The organism is Mediterraneibacter torques, assembly GCF_044591705.1.
GTDB lineage: Bacteria > Bacillota > Clostridia > Lachnospirales > Lachnospiraceae > Mediterraneibacter > Mediterraneibacter torques.
On record NZ_CP172594.1, the window covers coordinates 1,836,250 to 1,857,247 of the forward strand.

Annotated in this window: 18 protein-coding genes and 2 tRNA genes; 4 read left to right on the forward strand and 16 right to left on the reverse strand. The window is 44.1% G+C overall.

Going from position 1 to position 20,998, the window contains the following annotated elements; genetic code table 11:
• The first annotated feature begins 183 nt into the window (after positions 1-183).
• Positions 184-1,575 (forward strand): sodium:alanine symporter family protein, encoded by a 1,392-nt coding sequence (locus ACH9UM_RS08615; RefSeq protein WP_044929413.1) that lies wholly within the window; start codon positions 184-186, stop codon positions 1,573-1,575.
• A gap of 80 nt (positions 1,576-1,655) precedes the next feature.
• Here the strand turns inward: ACH9UM_RS08615 and ACH9UM_RS08620 are convergent, their stop codons facing one another.
• The 5 genes from ACH9UM_RS08620 to ACH9UM_RS08640 form a co-directional block, all read right to left on the reverse strand.
• Positions 1,656-3,545 (reverse strand): dockerin type I domain-containing protein, encoded by a 1,890-nt coding sequence (locus ACH9UM_RS08620; protein ID WP_009243385.1) that lies wholly within the window; start codon positions 3,543-3,545, stop codon positions 1,656-1,658.
• A 201-nt stretch (positions 3,546-3,746) separates the two neighbouring features.
• Complete coding sequence (locus ACH9UM_RS08625; RefSeq protein ID WP_009243386.1) at positions 3,747-4,415, reverse strand: HAD family phosphatase; 669 nt, start codon at positions 4,413-4,415, stop codon at positions 3,747-3,749.
• Positions 4,408-5,055 carry a xanthine phosphoribosyltransferase gene (locus ACH9UM_RS08630; protein ID WP_004845903.1) on the reverse strand — a complete coding sequence of 216 codons (648 nt, stop codon included), beginning with the start codon at positions 5,053-5,055 and terminating at the stop codon, positions 4,408-4,410. The genes ACH9UM_RS08625 and ACH9UM_RS08630 overlap by 8 nt, the downstream gene beginning before the upstream one ends.
• A 46-nt stretch (positions 5,056-5,101) precedes the next feature.
• The gene (locus tag ACH9UM_RS08635) at positions 5,102-5,767 is read right to left on the reverse strand and encodes a YesL family protein (RefSeq protein ID WP_400091098.1); all 666 of its coding nucleotides are present in this window, start codon (positions 5,765-5,767) and stop codon (positions 5,102-5,104) included.
• Between the two features lie 236 nt (positions 5,768-6,003).
• Positions 6,004-6,074, reverse strand: a tRNA-Gly gene (locus ACH9UM_RS08640).
• Positions 6,075-6,260: 186 nt separating this feature from the next.
• On the opposite strand from ACH9UM_RS08640, the gene ACH9UM_RS08645 reads away from it, so the two are divergent.
• Positions 6,261-6,503, forward strand: coding sequence for a hypothetical protein (locus ACH9UM_RS08645; protein ID WP_009243388.1), 243 nt, complete (start codon positions 6,261-6,263; stop codon positions 6,501-6,503).
• 81 nt (positions 6,504-6,584) lie between these two features.
• On the opposite strand, the gene ACH9UM_RS08650 is transcribed toward ACH9UM_RS08645, so the two are convergent.
• From ACH9UM_RS08650 to ACH9UM_RS08680, 7 genes are all read right to left on the reverse strand, one after another.
• The gene (locus tag ACH9UM_RS08650; RefSeq protein ID WP_055158737.1) at positions 6,585-7,883 is read right to left on the reverse strand and encodes a putative ABC transporter permease; all 1,299 of its coding nucleotides are present in this window, start codon (positions 7,881-7,883) and stop codon (positions 6,585-6,587) included.
• Between the two features lie 151 nt (positions 7,884-8,034).
• Entirely contained in the window at positions 8,035-10,569 is a 2,535-nt protein-coding gene (locus ACH9UM_RS08655) for an FAD-dependent oxidoreductase (RefSeq protein WP_055158734.1), read from the reverse strand.
• 23 nt (positions 10,570-10,592) lie between these two features.
• A complete protein-coding gene (nth, locus tag ACH9UM_RS08660) occupies positions 10,593-11,231 on the reverse strand; it encodes an endonuclease III (protein ID WP_009243390.1) in 639 nt (212 codons plus the stop codon).
• Between the two features lie 19 nt (positions 11,232-11,250).
• The gene (locus tag ACH9UM_RS08665) at positions 11,251-12,426 is read right to left on the reverse strand and encodes a putative ABC transporter permease (protein ID WP_004845910.1); all 1,176 of its coding nucleotides are present in this window, start codon (positions 12,424-12,426) and stop codon (positions 11,251-11,253) included.
• A 2-nt stretch (positions 12,427-12,428) separates the two neighbouring features.
• Entirely contained in the window at positions 12,429-12,869 is a 441-nt protein-coding gene (gene rpiB / locus ACH9UM_RS08670) for a ribose 5-phosphate isomerase B (protein ID WP_004845911.1), read from the reverse strand.
• A gap of 151 nt (positions 12,870-13,020) precedes the next feature.
• Positions 13,021-13,650, reverse strand: coding sequence for an HAD family hydrolase (locus ACH9UM_RS08675; protein ID WP_009243391.1), 630 nt, complete (start codon positions 13,648-13,650; stop codon positions 13,021-13,023).
• A 55-nt stretch (positions 13,651-13,705) separates the two neighbouring features.
• On the reverse strand, positions 13,706-15,859 hold the full coding sequence (locus tag ACH9UM_RS08680; protein WP_155236707.1) for a Tex family protein: 2,154 nt from the start codon (positions 15,857-15,859) through the stop codon (positions 13,706-13,708).
• 240 nt (positions 15,860-16,099) lie between these two features.
• Between ACH9UM_RS08680 and ACH9UM_RS08685 the strand changes: the two genes are divergently transcribed.
• Both ACH9UM_RS08685 and ACH9UM_RS08690 read left to right on the forward strand, forming a co-directional pair.
• Positions 16,100-16,987: an RluA family pseudouridine synthase gene (locus ACH9UM_RS08685; RefSeq protein ID WP_004845915.1), complete on the forward strand. Its 888-nt coding sequence runs from the start codon at positions 16,100-16,102 to the stop codon at positions 16,985-16,987.
• Between the two features lie 110 nt (positions 16,988-17,097).
• Positions 17,098-17,171, forward strand: a tRNA-Arg gene (locus ACH9UM_RS08690).
• A 129-nt stretch (positions 17,172-17,300) separates the two neighbouring features.
• Here ACH9UM_RS08690 and trpS read toward each other — a convergent pair.
• The 4 genes from trpS to ACH9UM_RS08710 all read right to left on the reverse strand — a co-directional run bounded on the left by trpS (position 17,301) and on the right by ACH9UM_RS08710 (position 20,936).
• Positions 17,301-18,386, reverse strand: coding sequence for a tryptophan--tRNA ligase (trpS, locus tag ACH9UM_RS08695; protein ID WP_009319945.1), 1,086 nt, complete (start codon positions 18,384-18,386; stop codon positions 17,301-17,303).
• A 98-nt stretch (positions 18,387-18,484) separates the two neighbouring features.
• On the reverse strand, positions 18,485-19,192 hold the full coding sequence (locus ACH9UM_RS08700) for a phosphatase PAP2 family protein (RefSeq protein WP_155236708.1): 708 nt from the start codon (positions 19,190-19,192) through the stop codon (positions 18,485-18,487).
• A gap of 128 nt (positions 19,193-19,320) precedes the next feature.
• Entirely contained in the window at positions 19,321-20,247 is a 927-nt protein-coding gene (locus ACH9UM_RS08705) for a diacylglycerol kinase family protein (RefSeq protein ID WP_004845920.1), read from the reverse strand.
• A gap of 74 nt (positions 20,248-20,321) precedes the next feature.
• Positions 20,322-20,936, reverse strand: coding sequence for a TetR/AcrR family transcriptional regulator (locus ACH9UM_RS08710; RefSeq protein WP_004845921.1), 615 nt, complete (start codon positions 20,934-20,936; stop codon positions 20,322-20,324).
• Positions 20,937-20,998: the final 62 nt, after the last annotated feature.

Consider the following 20,998-nt stretch of genomic DNA (forward strand, 5'->3'; position numbering starts at 1 on the left):
AATTAACCGGTATGTGTGCATTTTCGGTGACATCAGTCCCGCTTTGTCGTTCTCACACCGAAATGTATCTAAACTGTCTGCATTCGCAGTACGCGATCGTCAATCATATAAGCGATATTGACACAGCAAACATGACTTTAGGAAAGAGAGGGAAAACTATTGTTCACAGATTTTATTACAAACATGATCAACTCGCTGAGCGAGCTGCTCTACAGCCACATTTTGATCATACTGCTTCTCGGAGCGGGAATCTTCTTTACGATCAAAACAAAATTCGTACAGATCCGTATGTTTATCGAATCTCTCCGCGTTGTCGCACAGCCGGGCAGCGATAAGAACGGACTTTCTTCCTTTCAGGCTCTTATGGTATCAACCGCTTCCAGAGTCGGAACAGGAAACATCGCCGGAATCTCAACAGCGATCTGTCTTGGCGGATCAGGCGCAGTGTTCTGGATGTGGCTTACGGCTATTCTCGGAAGCGCATCTGCATTTATCGAAAGTACGCTTGCTCAAATTTACAAACACAAAGCAAAGGACGGAAGTTCTTACGGAGGACCTGCATATTATATTCAGGCCGCTTTGAAGAAGCGTTGGATCGGCGTCCTTTTCGCAGTTGTTTTGATCCTGACTTATATGGGCGGATTCAACCTTGTAGCTTCATTTAATATTGCGGATTCCTTCCGTGTCTATTCTTTCTTCAATCCGGAATGGACTCCGCTCATTGTCGGAGCGATCCTTGCGGTTGTATTTGCTTTGGCTGTATTCGGAGGAAGTAAAAAGATCTCACAGATTACGGAAGTGCTTGTTCCGATTATGGGTATCTTTTACCTTGCAGTTTCTTTATTCATCATCCTGAAACATTATCAGCTTGTTCCTGTAATGTTCACAAGCATTTTCAATAATGCATTTGACGTACAGGCCATCTTCGGAGGGTTTGCCGGATCCTGCGTTATGCACGGTATCAAAAGAGGACTGTTCTCCAACGAAGCCGGTGTCGGTTCTGCTCCGAATGCAGCGGCAAGCGCGGCAGTTTCCCATCCGGTAAAACAAGGACTTGTGCAGATGCTTTCTGTATTCATCGACACTATCCTGATCTGCTCCGCAACAGCGTTCATGCTTCTTTGTTCCGGCGTAGAGCCGACTTCTAAATTGGCAGGAATGCCGTGGGTTCAGGCAGCGGCTTCCAGCTCGCTTGGCGGTTTCGGTACGATCTTTATTACGATCGCACTTTGCCTGTTTGCCTTTACAACGCTGATCGGAAACTTCTACTATGCGGAAATGGGGCTGAAATTCCTCTGCGGCAGAAAACCGCCGAAAGCAGTGATCAATACATTTCGTATTATCGCCGCCGCCATCGTACTTGCAGGCGCGACAATGGAATTCAGCATCGTATGGAACACAGCGGACGTACTGATGGGATTGATGGCTTTAATCAACCTTCCTGTCATCCTCATCTTATGCAAACCGGCAATTCAGGCTATGAACGACTATACAAAGCAGAAAAAAGCCGGAAAAGATCCAGTCTTTAAAGCTGCCGATATCCAGTTAAAAGACAAAACAGATTTTTGGAATTAAAGAGAAACCGGGACAGTCGATCTGACTTTCCCGGTTTTTGAATATTGAACACTTTTTATTTATATCGTTGCTTTCTTATTTTATAACTCTGTTATTTTCTTGCATACATATCTTAAGATCTTTCTCAAGTCTTCGATCGTTACTTTTTCGTCTCCTGTCACATCTCCGGCTTTCATCTGTGTTTCCGTCAAATTGGTCTTTTTACAGATATATCTCAACGCAGTGCGGACGTCTCCGACATCGACTTTACTGTTGGCATCCACATCGCCTCTGATATAGTCCTGCGGCTGAGTCATCTCATCGATTTTTGCAAGAAGTGTTTCACACTTTGTTTTTACTTCTGCAAGAATTGTCTTCTCTTCTTCCGCTGCATTTTCAACTGCTGTTACCGCGTCTTTCAATGTGTTTTGCACTAACGCTCTGTCTGTAACCTTTACTGTGTCCACAGACAGATGCGAGATCCTTTTCTGAAGGTCGGAACAAGGATTGATCGTTATTTTGCAGCTTGTACTGTTTCCTCTGCGATCCTCTGCTATGATCGTGTACTCTTTCTTCCGATTATTTTGATTATCTGCGGAAAGAGAAATTTCCGTTCCTGCTTCTTGTTTCCCGTTTACAGTCACAGATGCAAGATCGTTGTCAGCGTCTCTTACCGTTATCTTTTGTGTAGCGTAATAATTTCCACCGTTTTCCACTCCCTCAATAACCGGAGCTGTCCCCTTCGGCTCTTCATACTCTGCTGAAGCGATCTTCAAAACAGAGTTATCTCCTGTTCCATACAAATCTTTCGTCCGTCCGTCATAGGCAAAAGTAATAGCATCATCATAATAAACAGTATTAAATACATAACCGTTTTCAACGCTTCCGTTGTTCTTATCCCATGCCATGAACAGTCCGCCGCGCTCTCCCGCTGTCCCGTCATCGCTGTTCGTCACATCCACAAGATAATTTCCGTCTCCGATCGTCACGATATTCCACATATGCGGTCCTTCTCCCGTACCGCCTCTCATCATGCCGGTTACGCTGCAGCAATTATATCCCGGATCAAGAAAATCGCTCATATCGCATAAATACTGAAATGCTTTTGCATATCCCTCGCATACAACATTCGTACTTTCATCTCCGTCAAATACATAGATCATCTGCCACGGATCTCCGTAAGCGACACCCGGTTTCACAGCATCATAATTATACGATGTCAGATCACAGATTTCTTCTTTATAAGATTCCATCTTCTCATAATCTTTTTCGGCTTTATGCTTCTCTATGATTTTTCGCGCATTCTCCGCCGCCGAACTGGCTGCCCCTGTCTTCTTGCTGTCAACCGTACACTTCGTCTTGTATTGCTGTTCGATTTCCGGTCCCGCATAAGCATCCGCAGCCGGGAAATTTATATCAATCTCCACAACTTCCCGTCCCGAAATTCTGCCGTTAAACCATGTGGACGCCGTTTTATTATACCAGTACAAATCATACGGACAGTCCGCAAGAAGCGCCGCAATCACTTTACTTAAACTAAATCCTTTAAATGCGCCGCCTTCATATGTAATCCCCTGCCCCGCAACGGAAAGCGTAAATTTCGTAGATACATACTGTCCTGACGGTTCGCTTCCGTCCGCCGCTTTTCCGTCCGCGATATTAGCGGCTATTTTTTTCAGTTCATTATATACATATTTGTCCGCTCCGGTTAAAACATTCTGCCCGATATTGCCGTAAACTGCAGGCGTACGATAGCTTTCGCTCTCTTCACCGTAAAATGTCTGTTCTACATACTGAGCAAACAACTCCTCGTTTCCGGGAACTTGATCCGCTCTCGGAATGATGCTCTCTCCTTGAATCTGAGCAACTTTACTATCTACTGTAAGTTCCTCTGCCTGAACTGTTTCCGTCATTCCTGCCGCCATCGGCGATGCCACAAGCATTGCCGATGCAAGAACAAGACTGACCCCGCCTCGTACTTCCTTTTTCATTTTCCGCCTCCATAAACTTCTTCCATCTTTTTCCGTCTGCCTGTAAAACACTTTACATGATTATGCAATTTTATCACAAATTCAGTTCACTTAAAAGATGATCGACACATCATTTTATTTTTTGTACATTATTTAAACATTTCTTTTGTTTTCATAATTTTTTCAAGAAACTTTTCTCCGGCTTATGTGCAATATAACGAATCATCCCCATATCATCTCTATCACCCGCTCAAGATCTTCCGCTTGTTTCCATAGGAATTGTTTTACTTCTTCCGGAGGCTGCACAAGATCGGGAACAACGATCACGCGCATACCTGCCGCATGTGCCGATATTGCTCCTGAAGGCGCGTCTTCCAAAGCGACCGCATCTTCCGGCTCAATCCCGATACTTTTACACGCTTTCAGATAAATCTCCGGCGAAGGCTTTCCTTCCTTCACTGTATCCCCGAACACTTTGCCGTCAAAATAATCGTACAATCCCGCTCTTTTCAAAGACTGCTCTGCGTGTATCTGCCGCGAAGACGTTGCAAGTCCGATCATACATCCATGACTTTTTGCGGCATTCAGCAATTCCGGAGCGCCTTTTTTCACCGCTATTCCTTCTTTATCCGCAATCTTATAATAATATTCCCGTGTCATTTGCGCAAATCGATCCATCGGAAAATCCAAATCAACGTTCGTCTTGAAATATTCTGTCCGCCTCTTCAAGTTAAATCCGACTGTATTATAGATGTGATCTCCGAAGTTTTCATATCCAAGTTCTTTTCCCGCATAATCCCAAGACCGTTTTACAACTTTTTCCGAGTCAAGAAGAAGTCCGTCCATGTCAAAAACCAGCCCCTTCACAGAGACCGGTTTTTTCTTAATCAAGAGTCGCACTCCTGCACTGTTCACATTTTTCTGCGGGCTGCTCCGCCTCTTTTTGCTCTTCCTGGCTGCGAAACGTCACCGTTCCCGCCGCAGCATCCATTCCGTCAACGATTGCCAGAGACTCAAGCTGAAAACCGAGGTTGCGGATGATCCTTCCTCCCGACTGAAAGCCTTTTTCAATCGCGATCCCGATTCCTTCTACTGTCGCGCCTGCGGACTGAACGATCTGGATCAATCCCTGAAGAGCGCATCCGTTCGCAAGAAAATCGTCGATAATAAGAACATGATCTTCCGGCGTCAGGAATTTTTGAGATACGATCACATGATTTCTGCATTTGTGTGTAAATGACTCCACTTCCGCTACATACATTTCTCCGTCAAGATTGATACTCTGCGATTTCTTTGCAAACACAACCGGCACATCAAAATGCTGTGCCGCCACGCAGGCAATACCGATCCCCGACGCTTCGATCGTTAAAATTTTATTAATCGGCTTTTTCGCAAAACGTCTCTTAAATTCAGCCCCCATCTGATCCAACAGCTTAATGTCCATCTGATGATTCAGGAAGCTGTCTACTTTCAATACGTTTCCTTCTTTCACAACCCCGTCTTTTACAATGCGTTCTTCTAAAAAATTCATCTTCTGCTCCTCTCGTTTTCCTGCCTGTGCAGATTATTTTTCCATCTTATTCTTCCATATCGGTTCTTTCTTCTTCGTCGCCGCCTTCCGCCTTTTCATCAAATACACGGAACACTCTTCTTAATATACAGGAATTAATAAAAGCAAGAATACCTGTTCCCGCCAAGATCCAGACCGGGATCGTAAGCATAAGGATTCCCGTATTCCACCACGACAAAACAACCGCTCCGACTGTCAGCGCTGTCATCAAAATTGTATAAGGTAATTTTGCCACCGTTAAAAGGAGCGCATTTTTCAGCGTAGCCCCTATCGTATTTTCATATCTTGCAGTCAGCGCAAATGAATAAATCGTTACTGAAATCAAAAAAAATGCAAGCAGTAAAAAAACACTTTTAAACACCATTCCCAGTGTCCCCGGCATCATTTCCGATATTCTGTAATCAACAAAACAAACGCCTCCGCACAAAAGCAATATAAGCCATATGATTGTACTTTGCTTAAAATTCAACTTAAATGCATGAAGAAACCCTTTAAATATATAACCTTCTTCATTTTTTACAAGTTTCAGCATTACTGTATACAACGCTGTTGTCGATGCTCCGATCGTAATGATCGGCAGTGAGCAAACAAGCCACAAAACATTCAGACACACGATATCGCAAATCTTTGAAAGCACACGCATAATACCGCTGTCAGTAACATCATCCCGCATGATCCGCCTCCCGTTTTTTCTATTGTAAACTACAGTATAGCACAGAAAAGCCTGTATAGCACAGGCTTTTCACATCTTCTTTCGGATAATCACCGGAAGCGATAAAAGATGCGTTCCGGAATCGCAAGCAGCCGTCAAGTTCCCAGGCAAGTCCGGGATTCGGCTCTTCGCCGTTACAAAAAAACAGTCCAACCACAACGGCTGAAACCGGCTGAACTGTTACGATAAAAAAATAGAGCGGGTGATGGGAATCGAACCCACGTATCCAGCTTGGAAGGCTGGTGTTCTACCATTGAACTACACCCGCGTCATCTCTGACACAAGTAGTATACTACCACATGATAAAGATAATTGCAAGAACTTTTTTACTTTTTTTATTTTATTTTTTTATTTGCTTTTTTATTGAATCTTTGTTATAAGATTAAATAGATTTTCACAAATCGAAATCATATAAAGGAAAATATTCCGAATAACCAAAAAGGAGTTGTGTTACTTGAATTTATCACAAATCGCACGTTTACAAGCTTTAAAAAAACATCTGGAAACTTTTCGTAAAAATCACCCGAAATTTCCTTCTTTTTTGAACGCGGTGTCTCATAACGCTTTGGAAGAAGGCACAGTGATCGAAATCAGCGTCACATCGCCTTCCGATAAAAATTATGTTACAAACATAAAATTGAGGCAAGATGATCTGGACTTTCTTCGCGAACTGCAGTCTCTGAATTCCAAATCATAATTTCCCGGCGAAGGGCCGCACATCAGCAAAAACCGGAAGCGCCAAAAGGCACATTCCGGTTTTTTGTTTTATCTGTTTTATTTATTTCGCTATTTTCAGATTTTCATACCGTTTCTCGATAAACTGATCCGGGAAATACTCATCTAACTTTTCAGCGATAACCCCGTTTCCTTCTTTTCCTTCCTGACGTTCTCCGTAACGCGCCAAAGCGGCAAATGACAGCGCCATATCCGCCGTCAGAACAACAAGCAGCAAGGAGCAGATGATACGTCCCGCCTTTTTCGGCAATCGTTCGATCTGTCTTGACAAAAACGGGTAAACCGCTTTCATCCAGATAACGGCGGCAAATCCCCAGAAGAAACAATACAACAGGTTAATTCTTCCTCCCAGATTAAACGGGATCTTACTATAATCCCAGAACACTGTTCCAAAGGCAATCTCCGTAAAAACACTGCATATGTATTCATATGCGCCCCCGAGTATTGTTCCGAAAAGGAATATAAACCAATTACTCTTATCACGGTATCTATATAAAATCCATGTCAGAAGCGCACATGCAATTCCCCACACGATACTGAACTGACCAAACACAAGACTGCTGCGGCTCATAAGACGCCCGGTTGTAATAAGGCAGAATATCGTCTCTACTATATCCCCGATAAATGCTCCGATGATAAACAGACTCGCCAGTTTAAAAAATCCGCATCCTTCCGCAAATTTTTCTTCCTGTTCAGCATCTTTTTCAGTCTCAATATTCGGAAATGCCTTTACCAGTCTTTTCTGGATCCGTTTTGTCAGAGCGTTTTCAAGAAATTTAGACGTTTTCTGCAGCTCTTCCGTAATCTGCTCGATCCGACCTTTCTTTCTTTTCAATTCAAGAACCGCAATTCCCGAACCGAGACCATCCGCAATAAGCAGGCCTAAAAGCACCCATAAGATCACTTCTCCGATCAAACGGGGTATCATATTGACAAGACCGCAAAAAAACGGATTCAGGAAGTAGATCATCAGTACACTGCACACGCCCCATAAAGCAGATACCCGCAGACAAATGTAACCGTCCAGATGAAATTTCTGATCTGAATAATCCCACCACTTTTTATGCAGTATCTTTTCCATCAGCCTTCCCGTAATATATTCTACGAACGAAGTAACGATCATTCCGCCGATAAAAAGAAAGATCAGATTTTCTTTTAATTCCGGCAAAAACACCGCCACCGCCACCGCTCCCGTTCCGTAGATCGGGCAGAGCGGTCCCGCGATAAATCCCCTGTTGACAAACTTGTGCCTGTTAACCGCCGCAACGATGACCTCGCCGCACCATCCGATAAATGAATAAATAAAAAAGATCCATGCCAGTTCATATATTGTGTTTACCATATTTTCTCTTTTGAATTCCTTTCCCGCACATCTTTTTTGCAAAGACGCAGTTTCAGATGCACCTTCGATAAAAATAATCCCCCCGGACACGGTTTTATACGAGACTCTCACTCCTGCCCGGGAGGCGCCGCTTTATGTGATGCGTTCTTTTCTATCCGAGCACATCTTTATACAGGGCATGTTTTTCCAATGCCTCCGTGATTTTGACCATATCGGACAGATCTCCGATCATGATAACGCCTGCAAGGCGGTTGTTTAAAAAGTAATATTTACTGTATCTTCCTTTTCCCATATCTTTAAATTCTGCCGTCTTATAAAGCAGATTCGGATTTTTCCCGTTATCTCCGGCTGCGAAAAGAGCCGTGTTCATCCCATGGAATGTCAATGTCGGAGCTGTCGCCGCATACTCAATCTGATCCCCTGCCGCATTTGCGCCCGCGATACGTCCCTGTTCGGAAGCCTCCGGCCAAACAGCATAGTTTGCCCCGTTAAATTCCGCACAGTCACCGCATGCATATACGTTCGGAACACTCGTTTCCATCCGTTCGTTCACTTTAACGGCACGGTCCGCATCAAGTCCGATCTCCTTAGCCAATGCTGTATTTGCACGCACTCCCGCCGATACAACGACAACTTCCGCAGGAATCACCTGACCGTCAGACAAGCGGACTCCCGATACATGTCCGTCTCCTTCCACTGCTTCCACGGAAACGCCCGTACTGATCTTCACACCGCTCTTTTCGGCGAACATCCTCAAAATGTCCGAAGCGTTCTCGTCAAGCTGACGTCCCATAAGAATCGGAGCAGCTTCTAACACTTGTACATCAACCCCCGCTTTTTTCAGTTCCCAGGCAGCTTCCAGACCAAGCACACCGCCTCCGATCACAACTGCTTTCGCCGCATGTTCCATCATTTTTTCCAGTTTTTCCACATCTGCAAGGCGGCGGATCGCAACTACTTCCGGCAAAGAACTTCCTTCGATCGGAGGTATAAAGCACTCGCTTCCAAGTGCATAGATCAGTCTCGTGAAATGCACTTTCTCTCCGCTTTCAAGAATCACTTCTTTTTCATTTACATCGACAGACGCCACTTTCTTTCCTAACATTTGGAACACTTTGTTTTCTTCATACCATGACGGATCTACGATCGCGATCTGATCCGCGCTCAATCCTGCCACGATCGACTTTGTCAGCATCGGACGGTTGTATGCCGGATACTCTTCATCGGAAATGATCGTAACAGCTCCCGTTTTATCACGTTCCCTTATCGCCTTGGCAGCGTTAAATCCTGCCGTTCCGTTTCCGAGGATAACATAATATTCTTCTGTATTATTCAAAACGGCGCTTTCTTCTGCTTCAACTTCTATAAAATTCTCTTTTCCGACTCCGCACACCGGACATATCTCGATCGAAGAATCGAAAATTTCTCCGCAGACAAGACATTTCACAAGCGTTCTGGCGCCTTTTTTCTTCGGCTTTACAGGTTCTTTGTTCTGCACGATGCACCCGAACTGATATCCGTACTCATAAGCGCTCACAAGATCCGCTTCCGATGGTTTAAACCGAACGCGGAATCCTTCCGATACTTTCATTTTCAGTTGTTTCAGACGCTGCGTAATATTCGGCACTCCTTCTCCGCTCCAACCGTAGCTTCCGAATGCGCCGGCATATTTTCCTCCGTGAGTAGCCGGAAACATTGCAAGTGTAAGATCCCATATCGGCTTGAGCGCTTCTCCGACAATCGTAGGAGTTCCAAGCAATATTCCGTCCGCAAACAAAAGTTCTTCGTTCACTTTCTCTGCGTCTGCCTCAACCATGTCATAAGACCTGACGTCGATATCGCCGCTGTCTTTGACTCCTTCCGCGATTTTTTCCGCAAGCATCTTCGTGTAGCCATATGCGCTCACATACGGGATAATAACTGTTTTTTTCTCATTCGGATTGACCACTGTCGACCATTCTCTGTATTGCTTCATAACCTGTCTGATCCGATCTCCTACGAGAACCGGTCCATGCCCCGTACAGATCATGGAAATATCCATTGTTTCAACACGGTCGAGAGCTTTAAGCATAAAAGGTTTGAACGGTCCGATAATGCAGTCATAATAATATTTCAAAGCACTTTGATAATCCGCCTCATTTTTAATCTCACTTGATACGACTTCCGGGAGGCAGTAATGTGCACCGAAAGAATCACATGTTACAAGAATCTGTTCTTCCTCAATAAAAGTGTACATCGTATCCGGCCAATGAAGATTCGGAACAAACAAAAACTCAAGCGTCTTATTTCCGATCGTCATCTTCTCTTTATCCCTTGCCGGAATGCCGACAAAATCCCGGTTTACGATCTCTTTCAGGAAACCGAGTGCACATCCCGTAGCGATCACCTTCATCTGCGGACTATAATCGAGAAGGCGTTCTACGCTTCCGGCATGATCCGGCTCTGTATGACTTACAACAAGATAATCGATTTTCCGAATGTCGATCACTTCTTGAAGATGTTCCAAATATTCGTCAAAAAACTTCGCTTTTGCAGTCTCGAAAAGAACTGTTTTGTCCCCCGCCTTCATCACATAAGAATTATAAGTTGTACCGAATTCCGTATACATGATAATATCAAATACTCTGAGTTGATCGTCAATAATACCTGTCCAATAAAAATCATCTCTTAATTTCAAACTTTTCATTTTCTGCCTCCTCTTTTTCTTTTTTATGAAACTCCGTTTTTCTTGCAAATATCCGCCAGACAGCACTTCTCGCAGTACGGCTTTGTCCTTGCCGTACACACATCCCGCCCGTGGAAGACAAGCCTGTGACAGAAATCGCTTCCCTCCTGAGGAGGAATGATCTTCCACAATGCCATCTCGACCTTTTTCGGTTCTTTTATCCCATCTACGAGTCCGATCCGGTTTACAAGCCGGATACAATGCGTATCTGTCACAATCGCAGGTTTCCCGAACACATCGCCCATGATAAGGTTTGCGCTTTTTCTTCCGACTCCCGGAAGTTTCATCAGCGCGTCAAAATCATCCGGCACTTTCCCTTCATACTCATCCCGGATCATCTTCATACAGCCGCTGATATCGCGCGCCTTGCTTCTGCCAAGACCGCACGGACGCACAATTTTCTCAATCTCATCTACATCCGCTTCCGCCAAAGCTTCCACTGTCGGATATTTTTCATATAACCCTTCCACCACTACATTGACACGGGCATCTGTACACTGTGCCGCAAGCCGCACACTGACAAGCAGTTTCCATGCCTGATCATAATCAAGCGTACAGCCGGCGGACGGATATTCTTTTTTCAGCCGCTCGATCACCTGTAACGCACGCTGCTTTTTTGTCATCTTTGGTATCCCTCCGCTATCACTTCTCATCCATATGTTTTCTCAGTTCGGCAAGAGCTTCTGAAAATCTTTTTGACACAGCCGTCGGATTGCCTTTCAAATGTCTTGCTGCACGGATATAGCTTCTGTCTGTTCTGTCGTGCATCTTCGTCATCTCCCGGGAAATATTTTTCTTGATCTTCGCATATTCTTCCCGTTTATCTTCGCCGATCAATTCGTCAACCTTTGATGTAAATTCTTCCTTCATCAACAGTTCCGCCCTCTCCGACAATCTTGCAAGAAGACGCTGTCTCTCTTCGCGCCTTGCATGAACACGCGCCAGATATTCTTCTTTGCGTGAATTGATTTGTTCGCGGCGTTTCTTCTTTTGAACTTTGATCTCTTCTTTGTATCCCTCTACCATTTCTTCTGCGCGCTGACGGTAACTGTCCATATGCTCTTCTGCCAGTTTTTTGTAATCTTCCGCCATTTCTTCCGCACGTCCGCGGTAATCCTCTACATGTTCTTCTACACGCCTGCGATAATCTTCTACAAACTCACCTGCGCGCTGTCGATAATCTTCCACAAACTCACCTGCGCGCTGTCGATAATCTTCCACAAATTCTTCAGAAGCGACTTTTAATTTCTCCTGTATCTTCCTGATCTGTTTTTTGCTTTCTTCAAGCTGTGCAAGAATCCGCTTCAGATCCATCGCATCATTAAACGACTGCGTCACATCGACCGCCGCCGCAACAGTCAGCACAAATGCGATACCCTCCGCAATAATCGTCGGAATCTTCAGCACCGCTCCCTCGATCGGTACATGAACAAACTTAACAAGTAAAACGGAAAACAATCCCCACCCCAAAGACGAGGTAAGACAAATATATCCGTTCAGATTAAATTTCTGATTGCTGTAATCCCAGTATTTCACATTGAAAAGTCTCTCCATAACCGCCCCTGTAACGTATTCCAACAGCGTTGCTCCAACCATGCCGAATAAAAAGATCAACGGAATACTGTCTCTGACTCTGATCGTACTGATCAAGACCGCAAGCGCTCCGAATCCATAGATCGGCAGCATCGGCCCGTACATAAATCCGCGGTTTACCCAGCGGCGTTTCCGCACAGAAACAAAGCAGCATTCCCATACCCAGCCGATAAAACTGTAAATGAAAAAGAACAATACCCATTGTGTCAGATGATATGACTGCATGTTTATTTCTCCTCAATCGCTGTAATCAGGTCAACTCTTCTTTGATGACGTCCTCCTTCAAACTCAGCGTCAAGCCATGTCTCTACGATCATTTTCGCAAGCTCCGCTCCTACCACACGAGCTCCGAACGCCAGGATATTACAGTTATTGTGCACTCTTGCCATCTTTGCCGTAAACGGCTCGCTGCAAACCGCGGCGCGGATTCCTTTTACTTTATTTGCCGCAAGAGAAATTCCAAGACCTGTTCCGCAGATCAGGATTCCCTGTTCAACCTCGCCTGCTGCCACTGCTCTTGCCACGATTTCCCCGTAGACCGGATAATCACAGCTCTCGCTTGAATTTGTTCCGTAATCTACTACTTCATGTCCTTTTTCTTTCAGGAAACTAATGATTTCCGCCTTTAATTCTAATGCTGAATGGTCATTTCCGATTCCGATCTTCATATTCTTCTCCTTTTCTTTTCCACTTTATTTTATTTACATGCTTCTTTACAATAAAATTGATTTCTCTATCATCATAACAAATCCGGCGCTGTGATTCAATAAACCTAATTTACAAAACGCTCTTTAGAAAGCCGGTTCTGTCAAACAATTTTTATAAAAATATTTCCTCAAGTTGTTCCGGTTTCCCGGCGCGATAAGTCGCATCCGCTTCTGTTTCCGGTTCGCCCCATACCGCATGAACACAATCCACTCCCGCATTGAGGGCGCATGCCATATCTGAAGCGCTGTCTCCGATATAGACGGTTTCTTCTTTCCGCGCTCCTGACAGTTCCATATATTTCAGCAGCGGCTGTGCCGACGGTTTATGCTCTTTCGTGTCATCGGCACATATGCATATCGAAAAATATTTTCGTATCGGAAGCTGATCAAGAACAAGCTCCAGTTCCTCGCGTGTTCTTGATGTTACGACACCAAGCGTACTTCCTTTTTTCTCCAGTTTTTCCAGAAGTTCTTCTATTCCGTCAAAAATGCGGATCATATCGATGTTCTTCTCTTCATTTGCCACCCACATTTCGACTGCGCCCGGGATTTTTTCTTCTTCCACCCCGAGAAGATGCATATTTTTCACAGATGTATTAGCCAGCACAAACTTCAGATCTTCTATCTCGTACCGCTCTCCTTTTACCGTCATGAGCATCTCCTGCAATGAATATAATATGCAGTCTCTCGTATCGATCAGTGTTCCGTCCACGTCAAAGACAATATGTCTGTATTTTGCCATTCCTATACCTCCCGCTGTCTTCTCAAATCTTTTTTCTTCTTTCTTTTTTCGTTTTTCAGGAAATTCCTCTCATCGTAAGCTGTATCCTCTTCTTTTTCATATCCACGCTCATCACCTTTACATCCACAACGTCTCCGACGCTCACTGCCTCAAGGGGATGTTTGATATAACGGTCTGTAATCTGGGAAATATGTACGAGACCGTCCTGATGAACTCCGATATCCACAAACACGCCGAAATCAATGACGTTTCGCACCGTTCCTTTCAATATCATTCCTTCTTTTAAATCTTTCATTTCCAGTACGTCCGTTCTAAGAATCGGTTTTGGCATCTCGTCACGCGGGTCGCGCGCAGGCTTTTCCAACTCTTTTACGATATCGTGCAGGGTGATCTCGCCGATTCCTAATTCTTCTGCCGTCGCTTTATAGTCTTTTATCGTAAGAGATAATCCCGCCAGATTATGAGCCGCCACATCTTCCGGTGAATACCCCTGCTTTTGCAAAAGGCCTTTTGCCGCTTCATATGATTCAGGATGGACGCCCGTACCGTCAAGCGGATTCTCTCCGTCGCGGATTCTCATAAATCCCGCACATTGTTCAAACGCTTTCGGCCCAAGTTTCGGCACTTTCAGAAGTTCTCTTCTGCTCGTAAACTTTCCGTGCTCCTCTCTGTAGGCTACAATATTTTTAGAAATCGCCGAACTGATTCCCGAAATGTACGATAAAAGCGGCGCAGACGCCGTATTCAAATCAACGCCGACTTTATTAACGCAGTCCTCTACGACTCCCCCAAGCTTTTCTCCCAGTTTCTTCTGATTCATATCATGCTGATATTGTCCGACGCCTATCGACTTCGGATCGATCTTCACAAGTTCGGCCAATGGATCTTGAAGTCTTCTCGCGATGGACGCCGCGCTTCTTTGACCTACATCAAACTTCGGAAATTCCTCACTTGCAAGCTTACTTGCCGAGTAGACAGAAGCTCCCGCTTCATTGACGATCACATACTGAACCTGCTCAGGTATCTCTTTCAAAAGTTCCACGATAAACTGTTCTGATTCACGGGAAGCAGTTCCGTTTCCAAGCGAAATAAGTGAAATATGATATTTCGGAATGATCTTCTTTAGCAAGTCCTTACTTGCCTTGATCTTCTGCGGAGTCGTCGGAGCCGTCGGATAAATGACCGTAGTTCCGATCACCTTTCCCGTCGGATCGACAACTGCCAGTTTACATCCCGTACGAAACGCCGGATCCCATCCAAGCACTACTTTCCCCGCGATCGGCGGCTGCATGAGAAGCTGATGCAGATTTTTCCCGAATACGTCGATTGCTCCGTCTTCCGCTTTCTCCGTCAGTTCATTTCTTATCTCCCTTTCGATCGCAGGCTCGATCAGACGTTTATAACTGTCCTCGACAACTTCTTTTAAGACCGAAGTCGTATACGGATTATCATTTACAATCGTCTTTTTCTCTAAATATCTCAGAATATCTTCCTCCGGAGCCTCTACTTTGACCGTCAGTATTTTTTCTTTCTCACCGCGGTTCAGCGCAAGAATCCGATGTCCGGCAAGCTTTTCAACCGATTCTTCAAATTCGTAATACATCTCGTAAACAGATTCTGTCTCCGGATCTTTTGCTGTAGAAACGACTTTTCCTTTTTTCATCGTCGTTTTTCTGATCCATGTACGATAATCCGCATTATCGGAAATGATTTCCGCAATAATGTCTTTTGCTCCGGCGATTGCTTCTTCCTCTGTCTTTACTTCTTTTTCTTCCGAAATATATTGCTTTGCGGTTTCTTCCAAAGGTTCTTTTGCCTGCTGCAGCATCATATACGCTGCCAAAGGCTCTAATCCTTTTTCTTTCGCGATCGTTGCCCTCGTCCGCCGCTTCGGACGATATGGCCGATACAGATCTTCCACTGTCACGAGCGTCTCAGCTAAAAGGATCTTCTCTTTGAGTTCTTCTGTCATCTTTCCCTGCTCTTCAATGCTCGAGATCACCTGCTCTTTCTTCTCTTCCAGATTTCTCAGATAGAGAAGTCTTTCATGAAGCTTCCTAAGCTGCTCGTCGTTGAGTGACCCGGTCGCTTCTTTTCTATATCTCGATATAAACGGGATCGTATTCCCTTCATCGATCAAAGTTACCGCCGCGTCAATCTGCCAGCGGTTCACATCAAGTTCTTCTGTCAGTTTTTGATTGATATCCATTTATAAAAATCCTCTCTCTAAATTAATTCACAAACAGCATTATACATAGTTTACCACACACGTACATTCCATTCCACCTTTTCCCGCGAACTTTACACGACTGCTTTACATTATTGACCGGTCTTGTCTGTCTTTGTTATAATATATGACTGAACTGACGCAATACAAAAACAGACATGCGAAACCCGGCATATAAAAATTGCCGCCTCGTTTTGCGCGCCGAAACGAAATGGAGAAGTTATGGAACGTACGATCACATATAAAATAACCGACAGCGGACAAAACATCCGTATTGACAGTTTTCTCCGAAAGCACGGATATTCCATGCAAAATCTGACACTTCTTAAAAAAATGCCCGAAAGCATTTTAAAAAACGGAGAATGGTCTTATATGCAAACAACACTTCAGGCAGGAGATATTCTGACTGTCCGCATTCAGGAAGAAACTTCCTCTCCGAATATTCCCGCTGTCAATCTGCCGATCGATATTGTCTATGAAGATGAAGATATCATAGTGATAAACAAAGCTGCCGGAATGCCGATCCACCCTTCTCTTAACAACTATCGAAACTCTCTTGCAAACGCGCTGATGTGGTATTATGAACAACAAAACAAACCTTTTATTTTCCGCTGTACAAACCGTCTTGACCGGGACACTTCCGGTCTGACTGTCGTTGCGAAGCATATGGTCAGCTCTAATATCTTATCTTCCATGACCGCCCGGCATCAGATCGAACGGGAATATCTCGCCATTGTACGCGGACACGTCACTCCTTTTGAAGGAACGATAAATGCTCCGATCGGACGAACCGGAAGTTCTCTCATCGAACGGAAGATCGATTTTGAAAACGGCGAACATGCAATTACCCATTACCACACAGTTTTTGAAAAAAACGGGCTTTCACTCGTTTCTCTTATTTTAGAAACAGGCCGCACACATCAGATCCGAGTCCATATGAAACACCTCGGATTTCCTTTGATCGGAGATTATCTGTACAATCCGGATATGGAACTGATCGACCGGCAGGCGCTTCACTCTCACTGTCTTCGCTTTCTCCATCCGATAACCGGAAGACAAATGACATTTACCGCCGATCTGCCCGAAGACATGGCAAGATTGTTTGCCTGAGAACCCCTTGAAAATCATTCTTTAAAATTATTCATTTTTTATTCCAAAAAGGGTTGACATATTTCAAAACCTATAATATAATAAATTTCGCTGTGAACGAAACAGCAAATGTGCGATTAGCTCAGCTGGATAGAGCGTCTGGCTACGGACCAGAAGGTCGGGAGTTCGAATCTTCTATCGCACGTACGAAAAGAGATGTTGCTTATGCAGCATCTTTTTTATTGTAAAATAATTCTTGATCAGGCTCGGATTTTCCCCGTCGCCGACAAAAAAACTCAGAAGAACTTTCTCCTGAGTTTTTTGATATCATTTCTTATTCTGCAAACTGTTCTGACTGCGCTTTAATCAGTTCTGTATCGTCAAAGTAATTGATCTTCATTGCAGCTTTTACTTCTGCAAGTGTCTGTGCCGCAACCGCTTCCGCTTTCTCGCTTCCCTTTTTAAGCATCTCATAAACCGCCGGAATATCTTTACTGAATTCTTTTCTGCGGTTCCTGATCGGCTCTAACTCGGCCTGAAGTACATTATTCAGAAAACGTTTCACTTTCATATCTCCGAGTCCGCCGCGCTGATAATGTGCTTTCAGCTCGTCCAGATCCGAATATTCCGGCAAAAACTCTGCAAAATATTCCGGTCTGCAAAATGCATCAAGATAAGTAAATACTGTGTTTCCTTCCAGTTTTCCCGGATCTTCCACCCGGATATGAGTCGGATCGGTAAACATACTGAACACTTTCTTCTTAATCTCCTCCGGCTCTTCCGACAGATAGATACAGTTCCCGAGCGATTTGCTCATTTTCGCTTTTCCGTCAATTCCCGGAAGCCGCAGACATGCCTGATTTTCAGGGAGAAGGATCTTCGGATCTATAAGTGTATCCCCATATACGGAATTAAACTTATGAACGATCTCTTTTGTCTGTTCGATCATCGGCATCTGATCTTCGCCGACCGGAACAGTCGTCGCCTTAAACGCCGTAATATCCGCCGCCTGACTGATCGGATATGTGAAAAATCCTACCGGAATACTCGTCTCGAAATTACGCATTTTAATCTCTGTTTTTACAGTAGGGTTTCTCTGAAGTCTTGACACCGTCACAAGATTCATATAATAAAACGACAGTTCACATAACTGCGGAATCTGCGACTGGATAAAAAGCGTCGATTTTTCCGGATCAAGTCCGCACGCAAGATAATCCAAAGCGACTTCAATAATATTGCTGCGCACCTTTTCCGGATTATCCGCATTATCCGTCAGCGCCTGAGCATCTGCGATCATAATAAAAATATCGTCGAACTCTCCCGTATTCTGAAGCTCCACACGTCTTCTTAACGATCCTACATAGTGTCCCACATGAAGTCTTCCTGTCGGACGGTCACCTGTAAGCATAACTTTTCTCATAATGTTCATTCCCTCTCATTTCCCATTTTCGCTCCTGTCGAAAATGTTCCTGTTAAAATTAATCTATCTTTATCCTGTTTATCTTTACCGCTGCTCTTTTATTTATTATGAGCGGCAATCCGCTTCTGCTTTGAAAATTTTTGTTTTGAGAGCTGAGGTATCATCTTCTTTTCCGGCTCATAGACGACTTTATAAAGTACATACGCCATAATCACCGCTCCGAATACGTCCAGAACAGAATGTTGTTTCAAAAACATCGTTGCAAGAATGATCAGCGCCGCCAATATGTACGCCGCATTGCAGACAGCTTTGTGTTTTTTCAGTTTTTCACTCTCATGGACAGCGATACACACGCTCAGCGTATTAAATACATGCAGACTCGGGAATACATTCGTACATGTATCCGCACGATACAGCATCCGCACCATATCCACAAATACATTATCTCTCTCAAATACGACCGGACGAAGATCCTGCCCATTCGGAAATATCGTCGATATGATCAAGAATATTGTCATACCGGTAAACATAAACTTCGCCATTTTATAAAATCCCGGTACGTCCGTAAAGAAAAAATACACAAATGCAGCCGCGATAAACGCAAACCACATCAAATACGGAATAATAAAATATTCAACAAACGGAATCCACATATCAAACTGCGTCTGGATCACATGATAGTTTGTCGTTACACGCTTTTCCAAAAGCAAAAACCACGGCATGTAGATAAAAATATACAAAAATACCCACGCATGTTTATACTTTTTCAGCCAGCTTCCGAATTTACCACTTTCTTTTTTGCCCATTACACGACTGCCCCTTTTCATATGCAATCTTTTAATCTTTGCGATTGCAACGATTATAGCACGATTTAAAATGTACAACAACCTTCTTCATAAAACATTTAGGAAACATTTATTAAATTTTCCGGCTGTTATCCTGCAATGATATGCAATTTTTCTTCCAGTATCTCCACCGATGCCTTATATCGGGAAAACGCCGCCTCTCCGTCTGTATGGATCGGAAGGCTTCGCTGCGCCTCAACCGATACCGAAGGACTCCGAATGATCGTAATTTCTTTTGCTCCCGTATGTTTCCCAAAAAACGCTCTCGGCAACAGCCACACCGCCTTCAAAGGAGACATATGGTGCGCTATCACGATATCGATGCAGCCATCCGTCACGGACGCCTCCGGGGCAAATCGAAAACCGCCGCCTTCATATGGAAGATTCATAAAAGCCACAAAAAGAGTTTTTTCAAACATCTGTTTTCTCCCGTCAGGCAGCGTTACCGTCAACTTTGTCGGCCGGTCTTTTTTCAGACGGTCAAGGGCAACTACTGCGTAACTTAGTTTACCCAGCCCTATTTTATTCAGCCGCTTTTTCCATTGTGACACGCACACTTCATGACAGACTCCTGCGTCGAACCCCATCCCTGCGCTTACAATAAATCTCCGGCTTTTTCCTTCTCTTGAAATCTGTCCTACATCGGCAGAAATCACTTTCTTCGGAGATAATACAGATTGAAGTGCTTTCATCGGATCTTTCGGAAGTTTTAATCCCCGCGCGAAATCATTGCTCGACCCTATAGGGATATACCCAAATGTTATCAGATCCGGACGTTTTATCCCGTTTACGACTTCATTAACTGTGCCGTCTCCGCCTAAAACAACAATCGTATGCCGTTTATCATCTGCCGTGATAAACGCCGCCGTCTTAGCGGCATGACCTCTTCTTTTTGTCAGATATACACGGTAATTTATATGTCGTGCCTTCAATTCTGATTCTATTTTCTGCCATGCTTTCATTCCCATTCCTGAACGTGCTTTCGGGTTTATAATAAAATCATATTCTTTTTCCATTTTTATTATCTCTTATCTATTGTTCCTTTTATAAGCTCCGTCCGCTTTTTATGTTCTGTTTTGTTTGTCTTTCGTCAGCGAACCGCTTCGCGAAGCGCCCCGTCGAGATAACATCTAAGCGACCGGCTCATATTTCCTTCAAAATCAGCCTTTCCATGCTTAATGCACCACTCAAACACATTCCCGATTACGATCATCCTGATATCTGTCGTAAATTCTTCGATCGGCTCATTCAATACTGCGACGCCTGCCTGCACTGCCTTTTCGACATAAGCTCTTACTGTCACGATCGGATACGGACGTTCTGTACGGATATCTGCATTCAACGCCTGGTTTTTCGTATCATAGTAACCGGACATAAACTCAACTCCAAGTTCACGGCAGTATTTTACATAATTCAAATACACTTGGATAATACCGTCTTTTACTGCTTGTACGCTGTCCGGAAGTTCCAAAAGATTCGGTTCGATCTGAGGCTGATCTTCTATATAGTAAGAAAGAAGATCATCTTTTGTCTTAAAATGGTGGTAAAAGCTTCCATTGGAGACACCCGCCTCCTCACATATATTTTTGATAGACAGTTCCTCGTATCCGCCCTTCTGCAAAATGCGTTTCGCTGCCTTGAATATTTTTTCTTTCGTCTCCCGGGATTTTTGCTGCTGTCTTGAGATCTGTTCTTTTTCTTTCATCCAAGTACACTCCTGTCTGTTCTGACTTCATTCAATACATACAGCAACAGTTTACCACAGTA